General features: G+C 67.1%; 19 protein-coding genes. 12 read left to right on the top strand and 7 right to left on the bottom strand.

The window, feature by feature from the left end:
- Positions 1-3: 3 nt before the first annotated feature.
- The 6 genes from DT069_RS09205 to DT069_RS09180 all read left to right on the top strand — a co-directional run bounded on the left by DT069_RS09205 (position 4) and on the right by DT069_RS09180 (position 6595).
- Entirely contained in the window at positions 4-1392 is a 1389-nt protein-coding gene (locus tag DT069_RS09205; protein WP_119459998.1) for an NAD(P)H-dependent oxidoreductase, read from the top strand.
- A 518-nt stretch (positions 1393-1910) separates the two neighbouring features.
- The gene (locus tag DT069_RS09200; RefSeq protein ID WP_119459997.1) at positions 1911-3074 is read left to right on the top strand and encodes an ABC transporter substrate-binding protein; all 1164 of its coding nucleotides are present in this window, start codon (positions 1911-1913) and stop codon (positions 3072-3074) included.
- 76 nt (positions 3075-3150) lie between these two features.
- Positions 3151-4023, top strand: a complete 873-nt coding sequence (locus DT069_RS09195) for a branched-chain amino acid ABC transporter permease (RefSeq protein ID WP_119459996.1) — start codon at positions 3151-3153, stop codon at positions 4021-4023.
- A complete protein-coding gene (locus DT069_RS09190) occupies positions 4020-5072 on the top strand; it encodes a branched-chain amino acid ABC transporter permease (RefSeq protein ID WP_119459995.1) in 1053 nt (350 codons plus the stop codon). The genes DT069_RS09195 and DT069_RS09190 overlap by 4 nt, the downstream gene beginning before the upstream one ends.
- A 4-nt stretch (positions 5073-5076) precedes the next feature.
- Complete coding sequence (locus DT069_RS09185; protein WP_119459994.1) at positions 5077-5898, top strand: ABC transporter ATP-binding protein; 822 nt, start codon at positions 5077-5079, stop codon at positions 5896-5898.
- Positions 5891-6595 (top strand): ABC transporter ATP-binding protein, encoded by a 705-nt coding sequence (locus DT069_RS09180; RefSeq protein ID WP_119459993.1) that lies wholly within the window; start codon positions 5891-5893, stop codon positions 6593-6595. The genes DT069_RS09185 and DT069_RS09180 overlap by 8 nt, the downstream gene beginning before the upstream one ends.
- 70 nt (positions 6596-6665) lie before the next feature.
- Here DT069_RS09180 and DT069_RS09175 read toward each other — a convergent pair whose 3' ends face one another.
- The 6 genes from DT069_RS09175 to pxpB all read right to left on the bottom strand — a co-directional run bounded on the left by DT069_RS09175 (position 6666) and on the right by pxpB (position 13893).
- Positions 6666-7895, bottom strand: coding sequence for a xanthine dehydrogenase family Fe-S subunit (locus DT069_RS09175; protein ID WP_119459992.1), 1230 nt, complete (start codon positions 7893-7895; stop codon positions 6666-6668).
- Positions 7892-8743 (bottom strand): FAD binding domain-containing protein, encoded by an 852-nt coding sequence (locus tag DT069_RS09170; RefSeq protein ID WP_119459991.1) that lies wholly within the window; start codon positions 8741-8743, stop codon positions 7892-7894. The genes DT069_RS09175 and DT069_RS09170 overlap by 4 nt, the downstream gene beginning before the upstream one ends.
- Positions 8740-11172 carry a xanthine dehydrogenase family protein molybdopterin-binding subunit gene (locus DT069_RS09165; RefSeq protein WP_425450116.1) on the bottom strand — a complete coding sequence of 811 codons (2433 nt, stop codon included), beginning with the start codon at positions 11170-11172 and terminating at the stop codon, positions 8740-8742. The genes DT069_RS09170 and DT069_RS09165 overlap by 4 nt, the downstream gene beginning before the upstream one ends.
- An 84-nt stretch (positions 11173-11256) precedes the next feature.
- Positions 11257-12027, bottom strand: a complete 771-nt coding sequence (locus DT069_RS09160; RefSeq protein WP_119459989.1) for a GntR family transcriptional regulator — start codon at positions 12025-12027, stop codon at positions 11257-11259.
- Between the two features lie 100 nt (positions 12028-12127).
- The gene (locus tag DT069_RS09155; protein ID WP_119459988.1) at positions 12128-13174 is read right to left on the bottom strand and encodes a 5-oxoprolinase subunit C family protein; all 1047 of its coding nucleotides are present in this window, start codon (positions 13172-13174) and stop codon (positions 12128-12130) included.
- Positions 13171-13893 (bottom strand): 5-oxoprolinase subunit PxpB, encoded by a 723-nt coding sequence (gene pxpB / locus DT069_RS09150; protein ID WP_119459987.1) that lies wholly within the window; start codon positions 13891-13893, stop codon positions 13171-13173. The genes DT069_RS09155 and pxpB overlap by 4 nt, the downstream gene beginning before the upstream one ends.
- A gap of 190 nt (positions 13894-14083) precedes the next feature.
- Here pxpB and DT069_RS09145 point away from each other — a divergent pair, with 190 nt between their 5' ends.
- From DT069_RS09145 to cofH, 6 genes are read left to right on the top strand one after another with little or no spacing between them, the layout of a single operon-like run.
- On the top strand, positions 14084-14860 hold the full coding sequence (locus DT069_RS09145) for a LamB/YcsF family protein (protein WP_119459986.1): 777 nt from the start codon (positions 14084-14086) through the stop codon (positions 14858-14860).
- Positions 14861-14893: 33 nt separating this feature from the next.
- The gene (gene npdG, locus DT069_RS09140; RefSeq protein WP_119459985.1) at positions 14894-15562 is read left to right on the top strand and encodes an NADPH-dependent F420 reductase; all 669 of its coding nucleotides are present in this window, start codon (positions 14894-14896) and stop codon (positions 15560-15562) included.
- Between the two features lie 8 nt (positions 15563-15570).
- Positions 15571-16341 carry a coenzyme F420-0:L-glutamate ligase gene (gene cofE, locus DT069_RS09135; RefSeq protein ID WP_119459984.1) on the top strand — a complete coding sequence of 257 codons (771 nt, stop codon included), beginning with the start codon at positions 15571-15573 and terminating at the stop codon, positions 16339-16341.
- Complete coding sequence (gene cofD / locus DT069_RS09130) at positions 16341-17330, top strand: 2-phospho-L-lactate transferase (RefSeq protein ID WP_119459983.1); 990 nt, start codon at positions 16341-16343, stop codon at positions 17328-17330. Before cofE ends, cofD begins: the two co-directional genes overlap by 1 nt.
- On the top strand, positions 17323-18036 hold the full coding sequence (cofC, locus tag DT069_RS09125) for a 2-phospho-L-lactate guanylyltransferase (protein WP_119459982.1): 714 nt from the start codon (positions 17323-17325) through the stop codon (positions 18034-18036). The genes cofD and cofC overlap by 8 nt, the downstream gene beginning before the upstream one ends.
- The gene (cofH, locus tag DT069_RS09120; protein WP_119459981.1) at positions 18033-20495 is read left to right on the top strand and encodes a 5-amino-6-(D-ribitylamino)uracil--L-tyrosine 4-hydroxyphenyl transferase CofH; all 2463 of its coding nucleotides are present in this window, start codon (positions 18033-18035) and stop codon (positions 20493-20495) included. Before cofC ends, cofH begins: the two co-directional genes overlap by 4 nt.
- Here the strand turns inward: cofH and DT069_RS09115 are convergent.
- Complete coding sequence (locus DT069_RS09115; protein ID WP_119459980.1) at positions 20473-21426, bottom strand: LLM class flavin-dependent oxidoreductase; 954 nt, start codon at positions 21424-21426, stop codon at positions 20473-20475. The two genes, cofH and DT069_RS09115, sit on opposite strands and share 23 nt — an antisense overlap.
- Positions 21427-21443: the final 17 nt, after the last annotated feature.

Genomic DNA, 21443 nt, shown 5'->3' with positions numbered 1-21443 from the left:
ACGATGAATCTCCACAAGCTGCTGCTCGAGCGGGACGCGGCGGGCAAGCCGCTCCGCGTCGGCCTCATCGGCGCCGGCAAGTTCGGCTCGATGTTCCTCGCTCAGGCGCGCCGCACGCCGGGACTCCATGTCCTGGGTATTGCCGACTTGGCTCCCGAGCGCGCGAAGGCGAGTCTCGCCCATGTCGGCTGGCCACCGGAGAGCGTTTCGGCACGGTCCATCGGCGAAGCGGTCGACGACGGCACGACCTGGGTCGGCGAAGACGCGCAGGCGCTGATCGCGCATCCGGCGACCGATGTGGTGATCGATGCGACCGGCCATCCGCCGGCGGGCATCGCCCATGCGCTCGCGGCGATTGCCAACGGCAAGCATATCGTCATGGTCAATGTGGAGGCCGACGCGTTGGCCGGTCCGCTGCTCGCGCAGAAGGCGCGCGCCGCCGGAATTGTCTACAGCCTCGCCTATGGCGACCAGCCCGCCCTCATCGCCGAGCAGGTCGACTGGGCGCGGGCCTGCGGCTTCGATGTGATTGCCGCCGGCAAGGGCACCAAGTACCTCCCCGACTATCATCATTCGACGCCCGAGACGGTCTGGACCCATTATGGCCTGACGCCGGAGCAGGCGAGGCAGGGCGGCTTGAACCCGCAGATGTTCAACTCCTTCCTCGACGGCACGAAATCGGCGATCGAGATGACGGCGGTGGCGAACGCGACGGGGCTCACGCCGGCGCCGGACGGGCTCTGCTTCCCGTCCTGCGGCGTTGACGACCTGCCGCGCGTGCTGCGGCCCATGGCAGAGGGGGGGGCGGAGGGCGGCCGGCTCCACCACAAGGGGCAGGTCGAGGTTGTCTCCTCGCTGGAGCGCGACGGCAGGCCCGTCTTCCGCGATCTTCGCTGGGGGGTCTATGTGGTGTTCGAGGCGCCCTCCGACTATGTTGAGCGATGCTTCGCCGAATATGGTCTGGTGACCGACCCGTCGGGTCGATATTCGGTGCTCTACAAGCCTTATCACCTGATCGGGCTCGAACTCGGCATCTCCGTTGCCAGCGCCGGCCTGCGTCTCGAGCCGACCGGCGCGCCCACCGGCTTCCGCGGCGACGCGGTCGCGACCGCCAAGCGCGATCTGGCGGCGGGCGAAATGCTCGACGGCGAGGGCGGCTTCACCGTGTGGGGCAAGCTCATGCCAGCGGCCGACAGTCTGCGCCTGGGTGGGCTGCCGATCGGACTTGCGCACGGCGTGAAGCTGCGCCACCCGATCAAGGCCGGCGCAGCCGTCCGCTGGAGCGATGTCGTCGTGGACGAGACGAGCGAGGCGGTGCGGGTACGACGCGAGATGGAGGCGGCGTTCGGCGCGGCGCCTACGACGGAGCGGCAGCGGCTCAACGCGGAATAACACCGGCAGTTTTTGAGCGTGACCGATCAACCGCTGTAGGGGCGGGTTTGAAACCCGCCCCTATCATGACGGAAAACGAGTCAATCTTTCGGGCCGTTGGTACGACAGCCGGACTGCGCCTGATCCCTAAAACAAGTCCTGTCGCGAAATAGGCCGCCAAGAAGGCAATCGGAAACTTGCCTACTTGGCGGGGGTTCCAGGCGTTCGCGATGCCCAGCCTCAGGCCGTCTTCCGCCGCCTCACAAGCATATGCCGACGAGGCCGGCGCGAAGCAGCGCCAGCGTACCAGACTCGCGAGTCCCGCCGAAAATCGAACGAATTCGGTCCCGCAAAGCGCCGCATGGCAGCTGATCCCGTCCCATTTCACATTGAACTCCTCGAAAACTCGAAACGTCGGCCACTTGCCAGCCTTCGGAAACCTGCCCTATAATCCTATCGTCCTATGATTAGAATAATAAGAACTAAGCCGTTCACGGCGCGCCATCACCGGCGATAACGCAACAGAGGAGGAGTTACGGATGAGTCACTGGATCAAAGCAGTCGCCTTAACGCTCTCCGCCGTCGCGCTCGCGGCGGTGCCGCAGATCGCATCGGCTCAGGAAACCATCAAGATCGGCGTCAATCAGCCGCTGACGGGTGCCGTGGCGGCGTCGGGCAACTACGTGACGAACGGCGCCAGGATCGCGGCCGACGAGCTCAACGCCAATGGGGGTATCCTGGGTCAGCAGGTCGAGCTCATCATCGAGGACAACAAGAGCAATCCGACCGAGGCGGTGGCCGCGGCCGAGAAGCTGATCGTCCGCGACGAGGTGCCGGTGATGATGGGCGCCTGGAGCTCTACCTACACGCTGGCGGTGATGCCGAAGCTGATGGAGTACGAGATCCCGATGGTCGTCGAGACCTCCTCCTCCGGCAAGATCACGACCCAAGGCAATCCGTGGGTCTTCCGCATTTCCCCGACCTCGGAAATGGAGGCCAAGGCCTTCGCCGACAAAATCGACGATTTCGGTATCAAGAAGGCCGACTTTCTGGCGGTCAACAACGATTGGGGCCTCGGTGCGTCCGACGAGTTCAGGACGATGTTAAAGGAGAACGGCGTCGAGGTTGGGATGGTCGAGACCATGTCCGCCGACGCGCAGGATCTGAGCGCGCAGCTCTCGAAGCTGAAGGCGTCGGATGCCGATACGCTGTTCGTGACGACGGCGGTGGAGCAGCTCACGCTGGTGCTGAAGCAGGCGAAGTCCCTGGGTCTGCCGCAGACGATCATCACGACCGGCGGCTCGCAGTCGCCGGATCAGCTCATCGACCAGGCCGGTGCTGCCGCTGACGGCAGCTACCATCTGCTGTTCTTCGCGCCCTGGTTCCCCGAGGCCGCGCCGAATCCGGAGGTGGCGGTCCAGTTCGTCGATAAGTGGAAGGAGCGCGGCTACAACTTCGCCGGCCTGACCGAGGGCTTCCGCGGCTATGACGGAATCATGACCATCGCGGCGGCGATCGAGAAGGCCGGCGAGGCGGAGCCGGAGGCGATCCGCGAGGCGCTCTGGGACGTCAAGGTCGAAGGCGTCAATGGCGACATCAGCTTCATCAAGCAGGGGCCGGAAGGCATGGAAAGCGGCCAGAACGTCCCTGCGGTCTATGTCGTGAAGATCGAGAACGGCGAGATCATCCAGCCCTCTTTCTGAACGAAATCATCCGATCCCCGGGGCGGCCTGGGCGGCCCCGGGGCCCCTTCTTTCGACGGTTCGAGGGAGTCGCTTCTTGGACCAGCTGCTGCAGCATCTCCTGAACACGCTGATCCTTGGCGGCACCTATGCGCTGCTCGGGATTGGGCTGACTCTCATCTTCGGCATCATGAAGGTGGTGAACTTCACTCACGGCGAGCTCTATGCCTTCGGTGCCTACATGATGTTCTTCTTCGCCATGGTGCTCGGGCTCGACTTCTTCGCCACCCTGGTCATCGCCGTCATCCTCGGCGTCGCGCTCGGCGCGCTGATCGAGATCACTCTGCTTCGGCCGCTGCGCGGCGCCAATATCGACACCACAATGCTGGTGATGATCGGTGCCTGGATCGTCATGCAGAACACGGAGCAGCTGGTCTGGAGCGGCATCGCCAAGTCGATCAACACGCCGTTCCCGGTTGAGCCGCTGGTCCTCGGCCCGGTCTCGGTTTCCTGGGTCCGGGTCTTCGTTTTCGTGGTCGCGGTGCTGCTGATCCTCGGCGCCCAGCTGCTGATCCACCGCACCAAGCTCGGCAAGGCAATGCGCGCCACCTTTCAGGACCGCGACACCGCGGCGCTGATGGGCGTCAATATCAACTTTGTCTACACCGCCACCTTCGCGCTCGGCTCGGGGCTGGCCGCGGCGGCCGGGGCGCTGCTCGGCCCGGTCTTCGTGGTGACGCCGACGATGGGCAACCTGGCCGCCCTGAAGGCCTTCGCGATCGTCATTCTCGGCGGGCTCGGCAACATCAAGGGGGCAACCATCGGCGGCTTCATCCTCGCCTTTGTCGAGGAGATGGGGGCAGGCTACGTCTCGTCGGGCTATCGCGACGCGATGGGCTTCCTGCTGATCATCATCGTGCTGCTGTTCAAGCCGACCGGCCTGTTCGCCCGGGCGGAGCGCATCGGATGAAGACAGCCCTGCTCTGCCTCTGGCTCGCGGTTCTCCTCACGGTGCCGCTGTGGCTCACGGACCTGTATTTCCTGCACATCCTGATCACCACGGGCATCTTCACGATCGCGGCGATGAGCCTCAACCTGCTGCTCGGCTTCACCGGCCAGCTCAGCCTCGGGCACGTCGCCTTCTTCGGCATTGGCGCCTATACCAGCGCGCTGCTCTCGCTCGGCTTCGACCTGCAGCTGACTGAGAGCTATCGCTTCGCCGTCGCGCCGAAGCCGGTTTGGCTCGCCTTCCTGGCCGGCATCGTCGTCGCCGGCTTCTTCGGCTGGGTGATCGGCCGGATCTCGTTCAAGGTCCGCGGCGCCTACTTCGTGATCGTCACGATCAGCTTCGCCGAGGTGGTCCGGCTGGTCGCGCTCAACTGGGTGGACCTGACGGAAGGCCCGATGGCGCTGAGCGCGATCCCGCCCTTCACCTTCGGGATCCCGGGGCTGTGGGAGGAGACGATCTACAAGAAGCAGCCGAACTACTACCTGGTCCTGGGCGTCGCGATCCTGTCCTATCTGGTGATCCGGCGGCTGGTGCTGTCGCGCGTCGGCCGGGCAATGATCGCCCTGCGCGAGAACGAGCCGCTAGCGACCTCGGTTGGCATCGACGTGACCCGCTATCTCATCCTCGCCGCGGTCGTCTCGGCCGCGATCGCCGGGGCCGCCGGCGGGCTCTATGCCCATTATGTCCGGATCATCGACCCCGACATCTTCCTGTTCATCTACACCGTGACCATGGTGATCATGGTGATCACCGGCGGCAAGGGCACGCTGGCCGGGCCGATCGTCGGCGGTCTGATCTTCGGCATCCTGCCCGTGGTCCTGCGCTCGTTCGCGGGGCCGGAGATCCAGTGGATCATCTATGGGGCCTTCATGATCCTGATCGTCTTCTTCCTGCCCGACGGCATCGTGCCAGCGATCAGAAGCTGGTGGGAGGGCCGCGTCGGTCCGCTCGCGGAACCCGAGCCGGCGGAGCTGTCGAATGCCCGCCCGGCCGAGCGACAGGCGGAGTAAGGCCATGAGCGCGATTCCGAATACCGCCGCGCCCGTTCTGGAGCCCGTTCTGGAGATCGAGCACGTCGCCGTCCATTTCGGCGGGCTCGTCGCCGTCGCCGATATGAACTTCGCGGTTCATGAGGGCGAGGTCGTCAGCCTGATCGGTCCGAACGGCGCCGGCAAGACCACCGCCTTCAACGTGATCACCGGCTTCCTGCGGCCGACCAAGGGCCGGATCCGTTACCGCGGCACCGTGCTGACCGGCCTGCGCCCGCACGAGGTGGCGGATCTGGGCGTGGTGCGGACCTTCCAGAAGACCAGCGTATTCGACACCAATACGGTCTTCGAGAACATTCTGATCGGGTTGCACCGCCGCGGCCGCTGCACGGCCTGGGAGACGCTGCTCGGGCTGCCGCGGGTCCGCGCGGAGGAGAAGCGGCTGCGCGAAGAGGCCGTGGAGATCCTCGAGTTCGTCGGCATCGCCCGGCGGGCGTCGGAACTGGGCGGCGCGCTGCCCTATGGCGAGCAGCGGCTGCTCGAGGTCGCCGTCGCCCTGGCTGCCCGGCCGTCGCTGCTGCTTCTGGACGAGCCGGTGTCGGGAATGAACCCGGCGGAAACCTCGAGCTTCATGCGGCTGCTCGCCCGGATCCGGGCGCGCAACATCACCGTTCTGCTGGTCGAGCACGACATGCGGATGGTGATGGGCGTCTCGGACCGGGTGGTTGTGCTGAACCACGGCAAGATCATCGCCGAAGGCCCGCCCGCGGCGATCCAGCAGAACCCGGAGGTGATCCGCGCCTATCTCGGGCACGGGGTGCGAGGGGAGGGGGCGAAACGTGCTTGAGATCGACGGCCTCGATTGCTGTTACGGCAAGGTCAACGCGCTCAGGGCGGTTTCGCTCACCGTGAACCAGGGCGAGCTGGTGACGCTGATCGGTGCCAACGGGGCGGGCAAGACGACGACCCTGAAGGCGATCTCCGGCCTGCTGCCGCCGGTCGGCGGCAGCATCCATTTCGAGGGGGAGGACATCACGCAAGCCTCCGCGAAGCGGATTCTGGCGCTCGGCATCGCCCACTGCCCCGAAGGCCGCCGGGTGTTCCCCTACATGACGGTGCAGGAGAACCTCGAGATGGGCTGCTACCTGCGGACCGACCGGAGCGCGCTGACCGAAGACATGGAGCGGATCTTCACGCGCTTTCCGGTGCTAGCCGAGCGGCGCAGCCAAATGGCGGGGACGCTGTCGGGCGGCGAGCAGCAGATGCTGGCGATCGGCCGCGCGCTGATGAGCCGGCCCAAGCTGGTGCTGTTCGACGAGCCGTCGCTGGGCCTTGCCCCCAACCTGGTGGAGCGGACCTTCGATATCATCATGGAGATCCGCGCCCAGGGGACAACGGTGCTGATGGTCGAGCAGAACGCCTATGCCGCGCTGGAGATGTGCGACCGCTCCTATCTGCTGGAGTCCGGTCAGGTGGCGCTCCAAGGCACTGGCCAGGACCTGCTTGACGACCCGCATGTGCGAGAGGCCTATCTCGGCGGCTGAGGGCCCTAATCATTTGAATGAGAGGACGATTTTCACCGATCAGGTTGGGTCAACCTGATCGGATCGTACTCTAGCGCCGGAAGAGCGCGCCGAAGAGGCTCTTGATTCGCGCCCAGAGAACAGAGAGGACGAGCGCGCCGGCGTTCAGTTCGGCGGTTTGCTCGGTCGAGGGCTCCGGCTCGGCGGGCGAACCTCCGGCGGCGCGGTCCATCCGCACCCGGAGGTTCTGCGCGAATGCGGCGGTCAGGCGGCTGGCCAAATCGTTGACGATGCCGGATCGGCTGAACTGGGCGAGCGGACCGGTCAGCGTGAAGCCGACATCGACCTCGACGCGCGTGGCGGTGCCTCCCTTTTCCTCGAACAGCGCGTAGCGGATCTCGCCCCGGGCCGAGGAGCGGCTCCGCGTGTCAAGGCCGCCGCCGCGAATCACGCCGCGCTTGTTCGCGGCATCGCGTTCGATATCGGCATCGCCTGCGAAATCCGCGCTGATTGGGCCGAGCTTGATGCGGATCTTGCCGGCGACATGATCGTCGCGCGGCGGCGTGGTCAGGCTTGCGCCCGGCATGCACGCCGCCACCTGATCGATCTGGTCGAAAAAAGCCCAGACGCGGTCAGGCGGATGGTTGACCGTGAAGGACTGCCGGATTTCCATTCCGGGCTTCGCTTGGCCGGACGGCGACCGCGTCGGCTCGGCCGCCGGCGCGGTGGTCGTTGCGGTCGCCATCTGTCGCTTGATCGGGCCGTTCGCCGGCATCGTCCGTGCGTGGCCCGATCCGACCGGCCCAAGGGACGTTCCAGGGGTCGTTCCGGCCTCCGGCCGTGCCGCCGATCCGTTCTTCTGTCTTTCCTCGATCACCCGACGAACGGCGCGGACGATGCCGACATAGCCGGTGCAGCGACAGAGATTGCCGCTGAGCTCGAAGCGCACCCGCCGGTCGTCGGCGTCCGGCAGGCGCGTGACGATGTCGCGCGCGGTGATCAGCATGCCGGGCGTGCAGTAGCCGCATTGAAGGCCGTGCTCGCGCGAGAAGGCGTCGCGCAGCCGGCGCATCGTCGCGTCCTCGTCAAGCCCTTCGATCGTGGTGATCTCGGCGCCGTCGCAGGCGACGGCATAGGTGATGCAGGAGCGCGCCGGTGATCCGTCGATCAGCAGGGTGCAGGCGCCGCAGACGCCATGCTCGCAGCCGAGATGGGTGCCGGTCAGAAGCTGGCCTTCGCGCAGGAAGTCGGCCAGGTGCGTCCGTGGCTCGACCGCGGCCGTCACCGCCTTGCCGTTGACCGTCAGGCTTATCGTCTTCATTGCAGGCTCGCCCGGTCGACGGCCCGCCTCAGGGCGGCCAGATGGACCTGTCTCTCGAACGGGTCAGTCATCCCTTTCCGGTCGAGCAATCGTGCCGCGGCGGCGGTGTCGTAGGTCGCGGCGAGATTGTCCGACGGCCGATCGCCGAACAGGAACGCCGCATCCGCCACGACGAGCGGTGTCGATTCCGTCGCGCCGATCACCGCCCGGCAGACCGACCGCTCGGGATCGTACAGCACCGCGCCGATCGCATGGGCGAACTCGCCGGTCTTGCGACAGATCTTGTAGTAGCCCCAGCGGGCGCGCGCCGACAGCCGCGGAATGCGGACCGCCTCGAGGATCTCACCCGGCTCGAGCGCCGCCTCGAACACACCGACCATATAGTCTTCGATCGGCAGGGTGCGCCGCCCGGAGTCGCCCTGGGGGCCGCCCCGGATGATCGCCTCGGCGCCGAGTGCGGCGAGGCCGGAAACCCAGTCCGCCGACGGGTCGGCGTGGGACAGGCTGCCGCCGATCGTGCCGCGGTTGCGGACCGCCCGATAGGCGATGCCGCGGGCGATCGCCGGCAGGACGCCGCCAGTCACGTCGGGGGCTCGGCCATCCTCGATGTCGGCATTGGTGATGCAGGCGCCCAGCGTGATGCCGTCCGAATCCGGCTCGGCGCGTTTCAGTTCGGGAATGCCCGTGATGTCGACGAGCAGGTCCGGCTGCACGAGGCGCAGGTTCAACATCGGGCCGAGCGACTGTCCGCCGGCCAGGACTTTGACGAATAGATCCTCGCGCCGCAGCAGGTCGAGCGCCTCGGCGACGCTCGACGGCCGTTCGTAATCGAACTGCGCCGGCTTCACGCCGCGTCTCCCGCCGCTCTCCGCGCGCCGGACTCTTTCACGGCTGCGATCGCGTCGACGATGCGCCGCGGCGTCATCGGCGAAACGCACAGCTCCGCACCCAGCAGACGCAGCGCGTCGTTGACCGCGTTGGCGATCGCCGCGGGCGGGCCGATCGCCCCGCCTTCGCCGATGCCCTTGACCCCGAACTCGGTATAGGGCGAGGGGGTCTCCATATGGATGATGCGGAGCTCCGGCACCTCGGTCGGACCCGGCAGAAGGTAGTCGGCGAAGGTCGAGGCGAGGGGCTGACCCGCCTCGTCGAACGGCATCTCCTCATAGAGCGCGGTGCCGATGCCCTGCGCGGTGCCGCCATAGACCTGGCCGTCGACGATCATCGGGTTCACCAGCACGCCACCATCCTCGACGATCACGTAATCGAGAATCTCCACCGCGCCGATCTCGGTATCGACGGCGACCACCGTCGCGTGCGCGGCATAGCTGAAGGTTCCCGAGTCGCGCACCGGCTTGTAGCCTGCCGTCGTTTCGAGCCCTCCGGGATCGGCATCGTTCGGCAGGTCCTGTGGTCGCAGATACCAGACCTTCGCGATCTCGCCGAGGGTGACGCTGCCGGACGGGCCGACCACCATGCCGTCCCGCACCGTGACCTTGGCCTCGTCGGTCTGCATCAGCCAAGCGCCGATCCGCGCGGCGCGCCGGGCGATCTCCTGACAGGCGCGGGTCACCGCGCCGCCGGCCATCACCATGCAGCGCGATCCCCAGGTTCCGGTGGAGTAGGGCGTGTAGCCGGTGTCGCCATGGACGACGCTGATCTTCTCCGGATCGATGCCCAGCACCTGGTGTGCCACCTGGGCCAGCGTCGTCTCCAGCCCCTGGCCGTGGGACTGGATGCCGACCCGAAGCTCGAGGCCGCCGTCGGGCGTTACGCGGGCGGTGGCCTGCTCGTGGCCGGGCACCATCGGAATGCCCCAGCCGGAATAGACGGAGGTGCCGTGCGCCGCCTGCTCGCAGAAGATCGAGACCCCGACGCCGATCAGACGCCCGTCCGGCTCGCCCCGCTTCTGCCGGTCGCGAACGGCCGGCAGATCGATCGCCGCGACAGCGCGGCGCAGGCACTCCGGATAATCGCCGCTGTCGAAATGCTTCTTCGTAATGTTGTCGAAGGGCATCTGCTCCGGGCGCACGAGGTTCTTGAGCCGCACTTCATGCGGCTCCAGCCCCGCTTCGCGGGCGATCGCGTCGATGAGCAGCTCCATCGCGAAGCAGACACCGGTTCGGGCGACGCCGCGATAGGGCAGGATCGGGCATTTGTTCGTGGCAACCGAGTAGGTCTTGCAGCGATAGGCCGGAAAGTCGTAAGGGCCCGGCAGAATGCTGGCGACCTGCGCCGCTTCGAGGCAGGCGGAAAAGGGATAGGCGGAATAGGCACCCGAATCGACCGTTGCCTCGCAGTCGATGCCGAGAAGCTTGCCGTCCCGATCCGCATAGCCCGTGATCAGGTAATGGTGCTCGCGGCAATTAGTCCCGGCGATCAGGTGCTCGCGGCGATCCTCGATCCACCGCACCGGAAGGCCGGACTTGATCGCCAGCCAGCAGACGCAGACCTCTTCCGGCGACAGGATACCCTTATAGCCGAAGCCGCCGCCAACATCCGGGGCGATCACGCGGATCCGGCCGTGATCCAGGCCGAGGCAGCCCGACAGCCCGGTGCGCACGATATGCGGCATCTGCGTCGAGCTGTAGACGGTGAGCTGCTCGAGTCGGCTGTCCCAATAGGCGACTACGCCCTTGCCCTCCATCGGGGCCATGGATTGGCGGGCCGTGCGGATCTCGCGGGTCACGCGAATCGGCGCCGTTCGCGCGGTCGCGGACAGGTCGGCGTCGACCAGGGTCTCGAGGAAGATATTGTCGCCCCAGGACTCATGGAGCAGGGGCGCCCCCGGCTTGCGGCCTTCGAGCATGTCCGATACGGCCGGCAGCTCCTCGAGATCAAGGCTCACGGCGGCCGCGATGTCCTCGGCCTCGGCGCGCGTTCCGGCCAGGCACATGGCGACGAGCTCACCCACTTGGCGGACCTTGCCAGTGGCGAGCGGCGGCTGCTCGGAGACCTTGAAGCCGGCGAGGCCGGACACCGCGCGGATCGGCTTGATATCGGTGTCGCCGGCGGTGAAGACCGCGTGGCGCAGCGTGTCGGGGATATCGATGCCGCGGATCTGGGCGTGGGCCACGGGACTGCGGACGAAGGCGACGTCCTTCATGCCCGCCAATCGGACATCGGCGATGAACTGGCCACGGCCGCGCATATAGCGGTCGTCCTCCTTTCGGATGAGACGACCACCGACCCCCTTTACCGTCATCCCCGCACTCCCGTAACGGCGATGTCCCGTGTCGGTGCCGAGCTGGCCCGCGCCAGCTTCGTCGACCGTCACCGGGCATCCGGTTTTAAAATCCTATCGTCCTATTTTTAGTATGTTAGGCCTTTCTTCTTGCCGATTTCAAGCACCGATCGGCGCTTATGAACGGCTCTTGCGGGACCGGCTTGCCCTGCCGTTCTCAAGGAGGTCGATATAAAGCTTCACGCAATCGCCCGGATAGATGATCTCGGCGACATAGATTGCCGTTCCTTCTGCGTCGACCACCACGCAGTGACATTCGGCGGTCGGCGAGTTCAAGGCGACTTTCAGCAGATGCGCGGTTTCGGTGTCGGCGCTGCCGATGACGAGGCTCTGATGCGCCTGCGCGATCTTGACGTCGTCGAGAGAGGCGAGAATGGGTAGCGCGGTATGCGTGAGGAAGGCGTCCGGATCACGCTCATAGACGTGACGGGCCAAGTGGAGATTGACCACAGCGAAGGGCTCGTTCTGGCGGAGCTGCACGCTGCGCAGGAACAGATAGTCCGCCGCCGGCTTGCCGTCACCTTCGTTCAGCCGCGGCTGCGGTGGCGGATTTTCAACCGGAATGATTTTCGGGATGTTGTCCTTGATGGTGGAAATCAGAGAATCCCAGCTCGTCGCCAGCTTAAGCCAACGCTTGTTCTGGATACGGTCGGCGACGAAGGTGCCGCGGCCCTGCTGCCGATGAACCAGGCCTTCCTTCTGCAGGAGGTCGACGGCTTGCCGGACCGTCACTCGGGCGACCTGAAACTCTGTCTCCAGCTCATCCAGGGTGGAGATCTTCTGACCCGGCTCCCACTGGCCATCCTCGATGCGTCGACGCAGCGCGCTCGCAACCTGGAGATAGAGGGGAATCCGGCTGCGCTTATAGGTGCTCGCCAGCTGCGACATAATGGGTCTTCTCTTCCTATTGTCCACAACACCGTATGAATAGGACCTATTAAAGCAGAACTGCCGACGCCCTCAAGGGTGAGGGGCTCCCATCCCGGTTTCACTCGGCTCCGCTGACTACGCCGCTGATCAGGTTCTGGCTGTAGAGCGCGGCGAGGTCGATGCCGGCGTCCTCGGAAACGGGCCGCAGCCGGCGGATCAGCGTCTGGAGCGCGGCTTCCTCCTGCTGGCGGATCGCCTCCGCCTCGGCGACCGTCACCGCGGCAAACCGGATGCCGTCGCCGGGCCGACGCCGACCGATGACGGGCAGATCGGCGGAGATCACCGTGGCGATCTTCGGATAGCCGCCGGCGGTCCCGTGGTCGGCCAGCAGCAGAATCGGCTGGCCGGAACCCGGCACCTGGATCGCGCCGGTCGCGATGCCGTCGGACACGATGTTGTAGCCGTCGCGGTGCGCCAATATCGGCCCGTCGAGGCGAAAGCCCATGCGGTCCGCGTTCTGCGACACCCGGTAGTCCGACGACAGCAGCGTATCGACCGCGGCGTCCGTGAAATAGTCCTGCTGCGGCCCGAGGACGACGCGGATCGTTCGGTTCGGAGCGAGATCGGGTGTCTTGGGGAGCATGACCTCGTCGCGTTCCGTGGCGGCGTCGAACCGCAAGGGCAGGTTGTCCCCGGGCCGGAGCGCCCCACCATGCAGGCCGCCGATGCCCCCGCGCACATAGGTCGACAGGCTGCCGAGGCAGGGTTCGATGGCGAAACCGCCCTCGACCGCCAGATAGGCGCAGGCGGAGTCGGCCAGGGCACGGATCCGGAAGCTCTGACCGCGGCGCAAGGTGATGCTGCGCCAGGACGGCACGACGCGCGCCTCCTCGCCGAGGACCTCGATCCCGGCGCCGCTTCCCGCCAGGGCGACGCGCACCGACTCGGCCGCGACCTCCAGCGTCGGTCCCTGCATCAGGATCTCCAGCGCCGCCATCCCGGGCGGATTGCCGACCAGGGCATTGGCGAGCCGCAGGCCGACATCGTCGAGCGGGCCGGAGACAGGCATTCCGACATCCTGGTGGCCGAAGCGGCCGCGGTCCTGGATCGTCGTGTGCAGGCCCGGCGCAACCACCGCCAAGCTAGCCCCGTGGACCGTCGTCACGGACTCGTCTCCTCGCAGGGGACCCGATAAGTTCCGGCTTCCGTCGCGGCCTGGATTTCTTCGAACGCGTCATCCGTGATCGGGTCGAACAGCACCGCATCCCCCGGGGAGAACAGCGCCGGGGAGTCTCGCCGCGTATCGAATAGCCGGATCGGCGTCGCGCCGATCAGATGCCACCCGCCCGGACTCTCGATCGGATAGATCGCCGTCATGGTGGTGGCGATCGCCACGGACCCGGCCGGCACGCGAACCCGTGGGTCGGTGCGCCGCGGCAGAGCCAGACGCTCCGGCAGATCACCCATATAGGGAAACCCCGGCACGAAGCCGATCATATAGATGTGATATCGCGTGCCGCTGTGGAGGGAGACGACCGCATCGATGTCGAGGCCGCTGCGCTCGGCCACCTCTGCCAGATCGGGGGCATGACGCAAGTCATAGCAGACCGGCACGCGCCAGAGCTTCGCCGTCCGAGTCCGCTCCTGCCGGTGATCCAGAAGCGCCTCGATGGCGCGCGTTAGGTCGGCGGCGGTCGTCTGCAAGGGGTCGTAATGAACCAGCAGCGAGCGGAAGGTCGGCACCGTCTCGATCACCCCGGCCGGCTTCGCGTCGCGGATGGCGGCGCGGAGCTGCAGCACCCGGTCATTCAGCGCCCGGTCGATCGCCGCGCCGAACTCGACGAGCAGCGCCGTGTCACCGCTGGGTAGAAATCGAACCGCCACATCGCCCCCAAGGCTTCCCGGGCCGGCTACAAATCCGTTGCTTCCGGTCTCCGGGTTATCTTATTATCTTACTATTCTTAGTATCACAACGACGCTCCGGGAAACACCGGACTCCTTTGGCATATTGTTTTCGGAAACGGCAGTTTCGGCGAGCGGCGGGTAACGGGATTCAAAGGCGGGATACAACGCAATGGCACGGCAGATCAACCTGAATGCGGATATGGGCGAAGGCTTTGGCGCCTATGAGATCGGCGACGACGAGGCGCTGCTGCCGATCGTCCGCTCGGCCAACATCGCCTGCGGCTTTCACGCCGGCGATCCGCTGACCATGCATCATCTGGTCACTCGGGCGACGGCAGCGGGGGTGAGCCTCGGCGCCCATCCGGGCTTCAACGACTTGTGGGGCTTCGGGCGTCGTCGGATCGACACGAGCCCTAAGGAGCTCGAATATATGGTGGCCTATCAGATCGGCGCGCTGCAGGCGATGGCCTCTTATGCGGATGCCAAGGTCACGCATGTCAAGCCGCACGGGGCGCTGAACAACATGGCGGCCGAGGACGCCGATCTCGCGCGCGCGATCGGGCGGGCGATCAAGGCGGTCGACCCGAGCCTGGTCTATGTCGCCCTGGCCGGCTCCGAGATGGAGAAGGCGGGCGAGGCGCTCGGCCTGCCGGTCGCGCGGGAAGGGTTCTGCGACCGCCAGTACGAGGATGACGGCAACCTGACCTCGCGCAAGATTCCCGGCGCGGTGATCAAGGACCCCGAAGTCGCGACGCGGAACGTCGTCAACATGGTGCTGAACCAGGAGATCGTTTCGCGCAACGGCAAGCGCCTGCCGCGGCGGATCGATACGCTGTGCGTGCATGGCGACGAGCCCAGCGCGGTCGCCCTGGCGCGGTCCGTCCGCTCCGGGCTCGAGGCGGCCGGCGTCGAGATCGTGCCGCTGACCGAAATGGCTCTAGGCTGATACGGCGCTCCAATTCAGGACGAGGCAGTGACCATGAGCGATGACCGGCCAAGCTTGGCGATCGTCGGCGGCACCGGCGCTCTGGGCTCAGGGCTCGCGACCCGGTGGGCGGCAGCGGGATATCCCGTCATTCTCGGCTCGCGTTCGGCCGAGAAAGCCGAAGCCGCGGCGCGCGAGATCGCGGCGGCCAACGGCGCGCCTGCGGTACGCGGGCTGGACAATGCGGCTGCCGCGCAAGCCGGCGACATCGTCGTCGTCGCCGTTCCGTTCTCCAACCACGACGCTGTGCTCGACGAGATCGAGACGGCGGTCGCCGGCAAGATCGTGATCGACGCGACCGTTCCGCTGATACCGCCAAAGGTGGCGACCGTGCAGCTGCCGCCGCATGGCAGCGTCGCGCAGGCCACGCAGCGGCGCCTCGGCGATGGGGTCCGTGTCGTCTCCGCCTTTCAGAACGTCGCCGCGCACAAGCTGCGGGAAGGCACCGCCATCGACTGCGACGTGCTGGTCTGCGGCAATGCCAAGGAGGCGCGCGACGCGGTGATCGCCCTCATCGAGGCGATCGGTCTGCGCGGTATCGACGCCGGGCCGATCGCCAATTCGGTCGCGGCCGAGGCGCTGACCTCGATCCTGATCGGCATCAACAGGCGTTACAAGGCGGACGGCGCCGGACTCCGCATCACCGGCCTTGCCGGGTCCTGACGGTCGAAATGGATGCGAAGACCGTCACCTTCACCGCGATCCCGGACCTGCCGCTGGTCGGTCCGGGCGATGATCTCGCGGCGATCCTGATCGACGCTTTCGAGCGGGCCGGCATCGTCCCGCAGGATCGCGACGTCCTAGTGATCGCCCAGAAGGTGGTGTCCAAGGCCGAGGGCCGCTATGTCGACTTGGCCGACATCGTGCCATCGCCGCGCGCCCGTGAGCTGGCCGCCGCGGTGGACAAGGATCCACGCCTCGTGGAAGTGATCCTGTCCGAGGCGCGCGAGGTGGTGCGCTTCCGGCCCGGCGTTCTGGTCGTCGAGCACCGGCTGGGCTTCGTCATGGCAAATGCCGGCGTCGACCAGTCGAACATCGAGCACCCGCAGGGCAGCGAGCGCGTCCTGCTGCTGCCGGAAGATCCCGACGCCGCCTGCGCCGCGCTCAAGGCGCAGCTGGATGCCTGTTTCGGTGTCGAGATCGGGGTGGTCATCAATGACAGCTTCGGCCGCCCCTGGCGCAACGGCGTGGTCGGCGTGGCGCTCGGCGCGGCCGGGCTGCCGGCGCTTCTCGACCTCGTCGGCGCGCCGGACCTGTTCGGCCGCGCCATGCGCGTGACCGAAGTGGCGGTCGCCGACGAACTGGCCGCCGCCGCGTCGCTGTTGATGGGGCAGGCGGGCGAAGGGCTGCCGATCGTGCTCGTGCGGGGCTTATCCTGGGACGCCCCGCCGCGAAACGCGGCCGCCTTGTTGCGCTCGAAAGAGCGGGACCTGTTTCGCTGATGGCCGGGTCGACGCAGAAAGATGATAATGGCCAAGTGCTGGCCCTGTGCGGCGGCGTCGGCGGCGCCAAGCTGGCGCTCGGCCTCTATCGGGTCCTGGGTCCCGACCGGCTGACGCTCGTCGTCAATACGGGCGATGATTTCGAGCATCTCGGACTGCATATCTCACCCGATCTCGACACGGTCACCTACACGCTCGCCGGCCTCAGCAACACCGAACTCGGCTGGGGACGGGCCAACGAAACCTGGACCTTCATGGCGGCGGTCGAGGCGCTCGGCGGCGAGAGCTGGTTCCGGCTGGGCGATGGGGATCTCGCGACCCACGTCGAGCGGACGCGCCGCCTGCGCGCCGGCGAGAGCCTGACGGCGATCGCCGGGGACTTCGCCGCCCGGCTCGGCATTCGGGCCCGGTTGCTGCCGATGACTGACGATCCGGTGCGCACCGTCGTTCACACGGCCGACGGCGCGTTGCCGTTCCAGCATTACTTCGTTCGGCTTCGCTGCGCGCCCGTCGCGACCGGCTTCTCGTTCGAGGGCGCTGCCGAGGCGAAGGCAAGCCCCGACGTGCTGCAGGCGCTCGCCGATCCCGACCTGCGCGCCGTGGTGCTGTGCCCGTCCAACCCCTATCTCAGCATCGATCCGATCCTGGCGCTGCCCGACATTCGGTCCGCGCTCCTGCGCTGCGCGGCACCGGTCGTCGCGGTGTCGCCGATCGTCGGCGGGCGGGCGGTCAAGGGGCCGACGGCGAAGATCATGGCCGAGCTCGGCATTCCCGCCTCGTCCGCCGCGGTGGCGGATCATTACCGGGGGTTGCTCGACGGGCTCGTCCTCGACCGGGCGGACGCGTCGGAGGCGGCGCACCTGGATCTGCCTATCGAGCTCACCGGGACTGTCATGAGCAGCCTTCAGGATCGCGAACGGCTGGCGAAGACGGTGCTGGCGTTTGCTGAGCGTCTTGGGAGCACCGCGAAGGAGAGGCGCCATGGCTGAGACGGGCTTCTGGGCCGTCGTGCCGTCCAAGGATCTGCGCCGGGCGAAGCAGCGCTTGGCGCCCGTGCTTGCTCCGGCGGAGCGGTCGGGCCTGGCTCGGGCGATGCTCGAGGATGTGCTGTCCGCGCTTGCGTCGGTGCACGGCCTGGCCGGCCTTCTGCTGGTCACGACAGACGGCGAACTCGCCCGGCTCGCTCGGACATTTGGCGCCCGGCTCGTTCTCGAAACGGACGGGCGCGGCGTCACCGCCGCAGTGACGGCGGGAATGCAGACTCTCGCAACGGAGCAGGCGACGGGTATGCTGATCGTTCCGGCCGATGTCCCGCTGATAACCGCTGCCGAGATCGACTCGATTCTGGCGGCGCATGGTCCGGCACCCGCCGTCACGCTGGCGCCGGCCGTCGTCGACGGCGGTTCGAATGCGTTAGCCTGCTCGCCGGTCGACGCCATCCCCTTCCGGTTCGGGCCGGAGAGCTTCCGGCGACATCGCGAAGCGGCTCGACAGCACGGAATCGAACCCGGGGTCGTTCGCCTGCCGGGACTGGCGCGCGATATCGACCGTCCCGAAGATCTCGGGCGGTTCGTCGCCCGGCCGTCGCCGACCCGGGCCTATGCCTATCTGGAAGAGCGCGGGATCGTCGCGCGGCTCCGCGCCATGCCGCAGGACCGGCCATTCACGACCTCAGCGTTGCGGGACGCCTCATGACAAGGGATCTGCTCCGGGATGCGATGACCGGCCGTCGCCTCGCGCCCGACGAGGCGCGCGCCCTGGCCGAGTGCGAGGATCTCGACGGCCTGATGCGGGCGGCCGCGGCCTTGCGCGACGCCGCGCATGGCGCGGTCGTCTCCTATTCGCGCAAGGTCTTCATCCCGCTGACCCAGCTCTGCCGCGATGTCTGCCACTACTGCACCTTCGCCCATCCGCCGCGCAAGGGTGAGGCTGCCTATCTCGGGCTCGACGAGGTCCTTGCGATCGCCCGCGCGGGCGCCGCGGCCGGCTGCGGCGAAGCGCTGTTCACCCTCGGCGACAAGCCGGAGCACCGGTACCGTGTCGCGCGCGAGGAGCTTGCCCGCCTCGGGCACGAGACGACCCTGTCCTATCTGGCCGAGGCTGCGCGCCTCGTCTTCGAAGAGACGGGATTGCTGCCGCATCTCAATCCCGGTCTGATGGCCGCCGACGACATCGCGGCGCTGCGCGCCGTGTCCGTCTCGCAAGGGATCATGCTCGAGAGCATCTCCGAGCGGCTCTGCGAGCGGGGCGGTCCGCATTTCGGCTCTCCGGACAAGCGGCCCGGCGCGCGGCTCGAGACGATCCGCCTCGCCGGCGAGGCGGCGGTGCCCTTCACCTCGGGACTTCTGATCGGCATCGGCGAGACGCGGGCGGAGCGCATTGAGGCGCTGCTCGCGCTGCGCGATCTGCACGACCGCTACGGGCACATCCAGGAAATCATTGTCCAGAACTTCCGGGCGAAGCCGGGGACCCGGATGGCCGCCGCACCCGAGCCCGCGCTCGAGGAGCATCTGTGGACTATTGCGGTGGCCCGGCTCCTATACGGTCCGCGCATGAACATCCAGGCGCCGCCGAACCTCAGCCCCGGCGTTCTGACCCGGTTGGTCGAGGCCGGGATCAACGACTGGGGTGGCGTCTCGCCGGTAACGCCGGACCATGTGAACCCGGAGGCGCCCTGGCCGCATCTCGACGCGCTCGACCGCGCGACGGCGGAGGCCGGCAAGCAGCTCGTGCAGCGGCTGGCAATCTATCCTGCTTTTGCCCAGGCGCCCGACCGCTGGCTCGATCCGCGGTTGCGCACGGCCGTGATCCGGGCGGTGGACGCCGAAGGCTTTCGGCGTGCGGACGACTGGTCGCCGGGACGGGAGGCGGACGTCCCCCGATCCGATCTTGCCCTTGTCTGCGGCCCTGCGCCTGCCAAGGCGGGCCGTGAGCTCGATGCGATTCTTGCGAAGGCACGCGCCGGCGCCACGCTCGCGGAGCCAGAGATCTTGCGGCTGTTCCAGGCGCGTGGTGCGGAGTTTACCGCGGTCTGCGCGGCGGCCGACGCGCTGCGCGCCGAGGTCAATGGGGACGCGGTCACCTATGTGGTGAACCGCAACATCAACTACACGAACGTCTGCTATTTCAAATGCCAGTTCTGCGCCTTCTCGAAGGGCAAGTTGAGCGAGAATCTTCGCGGCCGGCCCTACGACCTCACGCTGGACGAGATTCGGCGCCGGACGTGCGAGGCCTGGGCGCGGGGCGCGTCCGAGGTGTGTATGCAGGGTGGCATCCACCCGGACTATACCGGCGCCACCTATCTCGACATCTGCCGCGCGGTGAAGGCGGCAAGCCCGGGAATGCATGTCCATGCCTTCTCGCCGCTGGAGGTCTGGCAGGGTGCGCAGACGCTGGGCCTGACGGTCACGGCCTTCCTCGCCGAGCTGCGCGCGGCGGGCCTCGGCACGCTGCCCGGCACGGCGGCCGAGATCCTCGACGACGAGGTGCGCGCGATCCTCTGCCCAGACAAGATCAACACCGCGCAGTGGCTGGAGGTGATGGAGGCCGCGCATGCGGTGGGGTTCCGCAGCACCGCGACGATCATGTTCGGCCATGTCGAGACGCCGATTCACTGGGCGCGGCACCTGCTGCGGCTCCGGGAGCTCCAGGCCCGCACCGGCGGCTTTACCGAGTTCGTGCCGCTGCCTTTCGTGCATATGGAGGCGCCGCTCTATCTGAAGGGGCGCGCCCGCCGGGGGCCGATCTTCCGCGAAGCGGTGCTGATGCATGCCGTCGCGCGGCTGGCATTGCATCCGCATATTCCCAGCATTCAGGTGTCCTGGGTGAAGATGGGGGCGGCAGGAGCGCAGGCCTGCCTGCGCGCCGGCGCCAACGACCTCGGCGGCACGCTGATGAACGAAACCATTTCGCGGGCCGCCGGCGCGGCGCATGGCCAGGAGATGTCGCCGGAGCGGATGGAGGCGCTGGTCCGCGGGATCGGCCGCGTCCCCATTCAGCGAACGACGCTCTACGCCACGGTGCCGGACGATCGCCGCGCTGCCTCCTTTGCCGCGGGCCCGCTGTCGCAGCCGGTCAACGATCCGGCGCGCCGCTACGAACGCAGGTCCTCGGGGCGCGAAACCTCCCCGCCTATTTCTTCAGGCGCGGGATGATCTCCCGGGCGATGATCTCGACCTGGTCCATCTGGTACTTGTAGGGCACGAAGATGATCTTCTGGACGCCGACCGCGAGGTGGGCCTTCAACTGGGCGACGCACTCGTCGACGGTGCCCATGATCGCGCTTTCCTTGGTCGAGTCGCTCCAGGAGGCGTAGTCCCACTCCTTGCTGAGCCACTCCATCATCGGGCCTTCCAGCTCGGCGCGCGACTTGCCGATCATGATCGGAAGCTGGTTGCAGTTCAGCAGGCTGTCGGGGTCCTTGCCGCCTTCCTTGGCGAAGTCGCGGATCTTGGTCCAGGACTTGGTGAAGCCTTCCGGCGTGTAGAAGTAAGTCAGCCAGCCGTCGCCGGCGAGCGCCGCCCGCTTCAGCACGCGGTCGACATAGCCGCCGATCAGGATCGGCGGCCGCGGCTTCTGTACCGGCTTCGGGAACATCACCGAGCTGCGGAGATTATAGGGCGGATACTCGCCCTCGACCTTATCCTCGGTCCACAGGCGGGTCATGATCTCGAGGTTCTGGTCCATGATCTTGCCGCGTTTCTCGAACGGCACGCCGACCGCATCGAACTCGCGCTTGTACCAGCCCGCCGCTGTGCCGAGGATGAACCGGCCTTTGGAGATCTGGTCGATGCTGGAGAGCTGCTTGGCCAAGACCAGCGGATTGCGCAGCGGCAGGATCAGGATGCCGGTGCCGAGCCTGATCTTCCTGGTGCGCGCGGCAACCGCCGTCAGCAGCGAAAGCGCGTCGATGATCGGAAAATGCGGATCGACGCCGAGCAGGATGTGGTCCCACACCCACAGCGAGTCGAACCCCAGCTCCTCCATCCTCACGCCATAGTCGATAAGCGCCTGGGCGTCGGGAATCTGCGGATAGGCCGTGAAGTTCCGCATCGCGATCCCGAATGTGTTCGACAAGCCGGTCATAGGACTCCCCATCGAGT

The organism is Virgifigura deserti (genome assembly GCA_003576685.1).
GTDB lineage: Bacteria > Pseudomonadota > Alphaproteobacteria > Dongiales > Dongiaceae > Virgifigura > Virgifigura deserti.
The sequence above is the reverse complement of the archived record's forward strand: the minus strand, read 5'-3'. Positions and strand labels throughout refer to the sequence as shown.